The organism is Desulforhopalus singaporensis (assembly GCF_900104445.1).
GTDB lineage: Bacteria > Desulfobacterota > Desulfobulbia > Desulfobulbales > Desulfocapsaceae > Desulforhopalus_A > Desulforhopalus_A singaporensis.
This window is the reverse complement of record NZ_FNJI01000083.1, coordinates 1-4,641: the sequence shown is the minus strand read 5'-3', so window position 1 is coordinate 4,641 and position 4,641 is coordinate 1. Positions and strand designations below refer to the sequence as shown.

At 37.8% G+C, this 4,641-nt stretch carries 7 protein-coding genes; all 7 read left to right on the top strand.

What is annotated here, in order from left to right:
• Positions 1-338, top strand: a 338-nt coding sequence (locus BLQ17_RS21605) for a hypothetical protein (RefSeq protein WP_218121837.1), incomplete at its 5' end; no start/stop codon positions are given.
• Positions 335-646 (top strand): M15 family metallopeptidase, encoded by a 312-nt coding sequence (locus BLQ17_RS21600; RefSeq protein ID WP_092226311.1) that lies wholly within the window; start codon positions 335-337, stop codon positions 644-646. The genes BLQ17_RS21605 and BLQ17_RS21600, both read left to right, overlap by 4 nt.
• Positions 647-1,044: 398 nt before the next feature.
• Positions 1,045-1,437 carry a hypothetical protein gene (locus BLQ17_RS22410; protein ID WP_143005608.1) on the top strand — a complete coding sequence of 131 codons (393 nt, stop codon included), beginning with the start codon at positions 1,045-1,047 and terminating at the stop codon, positions 1,435-1,437.
• An 80-nt stretch (positions 1,438-1,517) separates the two neighbouring features.
• Positions 1,518-2,075, top strand: coding sequence for a hypothetical protein (locus tag BLQ17_RS21595; RefSeq protein ID WP_143005607.1), 558 nt, complete (start codon positions 1,518-1,520; stop codon positions 2,073-2,075).
• Positions 2,076-2,191: 116 nt separating this feature from the next.
• Complete coding sequence (locus BLQ17_RS21590; protein ID WP_176761395.1) at positions 2,192-2,944, top strand: DNA/RNA non-specific endonuclease; 753 nt, start codon at positions 2,192-2,194, stop codon at positions 2,942-2,944.
• Positions 2,945-3,080: 136 nt separating this feature from the next.
• Positions 3,081-3,893, top strand: coding sequence for a lipase family protein (locus BLQ17_RS21585; protein ID WP_218121882.1), 813 nt, complete (start codon positions 3,081-3,083; stop codon positions 3,891-3,893).
• Positions 3,894-4,173: 280 nt separating this feature from the next.
• Entirely contained in the window at positions 4,174-4,428 is a 255-nt protein-coding gene (locus tag BLQ17_RS21580) for a lysozyme family protein (protein WP_176761394.1), read from the top strand.
• Positions 4,429-4,641: the final 213 nt, after the last annotated feature.

Genomic DNA, 4,641 nt, shown 5'->3' with positions numbered 1-4,641 from the left:
CTGTGGCGCACTATTGCCGGACTGATTGGTGTGAGGATCGGTGCGTATTTGGGTGTCGGGAGAAATTACTAATGCCGCGAAAACTGTCAGATGAAGATATCTCCGCGATAGTACAGGCGCTTTATGATAGGCAGAGTGAGGAGAGGGATTGTCGATTTGAAGATATCGAGGTCTCTGAATTAAAAGAGGTTATCGAGTCTCATCGACACTTTAACGAATTTATGAAAATGTCGGGAAATACCATCGTGAAAACGGTGTTGGTTATCGGTGTCGGTGGTTTTATAACGGTATTTTTTGCTGGGGTAGCGGTAAAAGTAAAAAAGGCGATGGGACTATGACGCTCGGACAAAAACAGGAACATTTTGCCAAAATGGTTACTCAGCTTTTGGTATTTGCTCATATCAAGGGGTATAGAATTAGGTTTGGTCATGCTTTTCGTTGCACCAATTGCCACGCTGGCAATAAGAATTCACTTCATAAGCTGAAACTTGCAATTGACCTCAACCTCTTCAAAGACGGCAAATACTTAACAAGCACAGAAGACCACAAGCAGCTTGGTGAGTTTTGGGAGTCTCTCGGCGGGGCTTGGGGAGGTAGGTTTAATGATGGGAATCATTATTCACTTGAACATGATGGCAGAAAATAAACGTCAGTTTATCAGGTTTTGAGAAAAATAGATTAAGCTGACAGAACCCATCTGGTAATCCAGAGCAGAGAAAATCTATGTTTCAGATATATTCTTTAAACATCAAATAGTTATGGATTTGGTGTTTATGGTGATCCACTTGCTTGTCATCTGTTTTTAGAATTTTTTGCTTACTAACAGGTCGTATTCTTATCAAACAATTTGTGCTGATTCATTGACTTGCAGTGAGGTGGTCGCCTATAATTTATAATAATTAAGAAAAATACGCCAAATAAATCCAAATTTATCGAAAGATACGGGGGTATATATGGGTGTAGCTAGATAACCGAATTGCCATGAATATAGGTCGTTCGGTTTTTTTGTGTCAATGAATAAGAGCGATCAAATGGAGGTCAGTTATGAAGAACAAAATATTTTTTTCTACTTTTTTGTTAATGTTTATAGCTTTATTATCGAGTCCACAGTTTGTTTATTGTTGGGAAAAATGTGGTGTATATAAAATAGGTTATAATAAATCTCATTTTTCGAATCAAGGACAGTGGTGTCCGAATGGATATTTCATTACTCAACTAGATCTTGATGGTGGAGGTTATGGTGGAGATAAGATGGGGAATTACCCCATTGTAGGCAATGTAACCTGCTGTAAACCTTCAGGAACTCAAGGTTATTTACCTGTAAAGAGGACACCAAGGAGTGGAAAATCAGACGCCGGTGGGGTTACACGAGAAGATATAAGGTTAATTTGGCAGCAAATCGATGAAATACTTAGTGCATTAGAAGGTCACCAATAACAATTATTCCACAGTATAAACTGTAATAATTGATTTGGATTGACAAAATATTGATGGTTCAATATTTAATTTTGGAGATAATGGTAAACATGATATCTAAATTGTTCCAAAATTGGGAGGTTAAGAAAAGTATAATTTCTCCAATCGTCGCCAATTTATTTACAGCGTTACTATTATTCTTGTCAGTTATGTTGTTTAAAGAGCCCATCTACCGGTCACTTGGGCTTTCAGCGGTGGAATTTCCTTTGTACTGCTTGTCTGAGCCATATAATGAATCCGGTAATATTGTTTATGCTGATCTGTTTATCATAAATTTAGAAAGTTATGAAATTACTGAAAATAAAATAAGATCAGCGTTAAAAAATGCAGGGTCCGAACAAATAAAACCATATATTAGAATAGTATGGGATCATTCTATTGGTAATATTTTGGATATAGAGGAAGATGTTGCGTTTAATAAACAAAAAGGCAAAGTAATATTAGAGCACAAAAAAGATGATGGAGAATGGATAATAAAAGTAAAGGAAATAAAAGCTAAGGCAATTATGCGATTTACTATTAAGACTAATTACAATAGGCCAATTACCAGAATTGCATTAGCAACTAGGCCTTTTAAGATTGTTTATCCTGGGAAATAAAAAGTTTTGGCAAACAGAGAGATAATGCTCCTATTGGTAGCATTTGTAAATCGTCTGACGTTTTTTTTGAAGGGTAAATTTAACAATCCCTAATGCTTGTTAATATGGAGTGTTGTATGAAAGCTCTTCGATTGTTACGTCTATTATTGTACTCGATTGTAATATTATTTTTTGGTGTGGAAAATGGTGCAGCCTTTAATTATCTCCCGTTGTCGCCCGAAGGCAGTCAGACAATCACCTACACACAATTCACTTTATCTTACAACGAAGAGCATGAACAGCCGAACTGGGTTGCTTATGAGATTACAGTTGAAGAAGTCGCTATGCAGAGGGACCGATGCGATTGCTTTGAAAAGGATGATGCGGTTCTCGGTAAAAGTGCCACTAAAGCCGATTACAGATCATCCGGATTTGATCGAGGTCACATGTGTCCAGCTGCAGTAAATAATATGTCCGAAGAAGCTAACCGTGAATCCTTTCTTATGTCGAACATGAGTCCTCAGCTCCCTAGTTTTAACCGCGGTATATGGGCTGATCTTGAGGCTTGGGTTCGCAACCAAGTCGAAATTTACGGTATATTGTATGTGGTTACCGGTCCTGTTTTTAAAGGGGTTTTAGGAGCAATAGGGGATAATGAGGTAACTATACCTGGATATTTTTATAAGGTATTACTTCGATTTGATGATTCAAAGCCAAGGACCATAGCCTTTTTACTCCCTCATGTAGGAGCTACAGGTGAAATTAAGGATTATGTAGTGCCTGTTAATACTATCGAAACTTTGACAGGATTAGATTTTTTTCCTTCTCTTGAGAACTCGATTGAAAACAGAGTAGAGGCTCAATATCAGCTTAAAAAATGGGGGTTTTGATTCATATATATCAAGGATCAACCATATAAATAGCAGAATTCCTTGCAGTGGAGCTCAGAATATTTACTGGCTAACATTACGCTAGTCTTTGAAATAAGTTAACTAATTCTGTTGAAGAACAAAATGGAGGCAAAAAGTGAATAAAATAACTCCTTATAAGACGGTATTAGATGCCAACACTGCTTACTGGATGGCAAGGATTTCGAAAGAAATTTATTTAAAAAAATCAGATGGAAATCAAATTCCGGATGAAGAAAAAATACTTAAAAATTTAAAAAATAATGATCTCAAGTTTATTTCTGTATTCGGTGTTGACAAAAATAGTGCGCAAGCAGCAGTTATAGAGCATGAAGATTATATATGCATAGTGTTTCGAGGTACCAATGAATTGAAAGATTGGTTAGATAATCTTAATGCTTTTGCGAAAAAAGAGCTGTTTGGAGAGTTCCATAGAGGCTTTTGGAACTCTGTTGAGGATGTGTGGAAACCTATTGAGGCGAGATGTCGTGAACTTCAGGGTCGAAGAAAAAGACCAGTCTTTTTTACTGGGCATAGTTTAGGTGGGGCTATGGCAACTATTGCAGCAGCAAAATTTATACATGAAGACAAGCCATTTACAAGCGCCTACACATTTGGCCAGCCTCGTGTCTTGACAAGAGAAACAGCGCGAATATTCAATTCAGAGTGTAAAGCGAGATTTTTCAGATTTCATAATAATAACGATATTGTTACTCGAGTTCCTGCTCGTCTAATGGGGTATAGTCATATTGGTAGCTACTTGTACATATCGGAAGAACTCACAATCCATAAAGATCCAGGGTATTGGTTTAAGTTTGTTGACCATTTTGATGGTGCATTTAATGCTTTGCTCGAGAGAGGGATTGATGGTGTTGAGGATCATGATATGGCGAAATACTTAAAAGCTGTCGAACGATGGGATTTGGAATAATTCAATTGTAAAAGGCAGCTTGCAATCATCTAATGTATTGATTTTGTATAGATGTGTTGGGGAGTGGGTTAGTGGTTCTGAATAATCGATAAAATAAGCCGCGTATGACTGCAGTCTATTTAATTTTATTATCCCCTCAGAGAGATGTTTTACGTCTTACATAGCAGCCGGCTTGCACGATCCATGCTTTGACGGATCGCTTCAATAGCTAAATGTGCATAATCATCTAATGCCTTCAATGAAAAACCTCACTCCCACCAGACAGGACGTGCTCGTTAATATGGCGTTCAACCTTGGTGTCGAAGGATTGTTTAAATTCCGGCGTATGTGGTCAGCAATCAGAGCAAAAAATTTCGACCTTGCAGCCGATGGAATGCTCAAATCATGTTGGGCAAAACACAGCTATTCCCGTTTTAGCGACTTATTCGCCAAAGACGCAACTCTTCATGAGGTATCAGAGGTTGTCATGATGAATTTTAAAGGAGCAAGGCTTTCATCTACGATTTATCCGGAGATGAAGTCTTTTTTTTCCTAAAATTGACTGTTTCTTGGGCACATCAATCCATTTTCCCATGGAAATTTGATTTTTTCATGGGGCTTTGATCTTTGAAACAACGTTTTTGGGGTTGAGCAATAAGCCATTACGTTTTGAAAGCCTCCTTGCTGCCAAAAACTATTATCCGCAGGACTCTCTCCATGGAATCTACCTCAAATAACTGCATGGTAGAGCGGATGAGTTCCCAAAGGG

Excerpts from the sequence above, each read along its gene's own strand:
- BLQ17_RS21600 (WP_092226311.1), top strand. The coding sequence starts at position 335 with ATGACGCTCGGACAAAAACAGGAACATTTTGCCAAAATGGTTACTCAG.
- BLQ17_RS22410 (WP_143005608.1), top strand. The coding sequence starts at position 1,045 with ATGAAGAACAAAATATTTTTTTCTACTTTTTTGTTAATGTTTATAGCT.
- BLQ17_RS21595 (WP_143005607.1), top strand. The coding sequence starts at position 1,518 with ATGGTAAACATGATATCTAAATTGTTCCAAAATTGGGAGGTTAAGAAA.
- BLQ17_RS21590 (WP_176761395.1), top strand. The coding sequence starts at position 2,192 with ATGAAAGCTCTTCGATTGTTACGTCTATTATTGTACTCGATTGTAATA.
- BLQ17_RS21580 (WP_176761394.1), top strand. The coding sequence starts at position 4,174 with ATGGCGTTCAACCTTGGTGTCGAAGGATTGTTTAAATTCCGGCGTATG.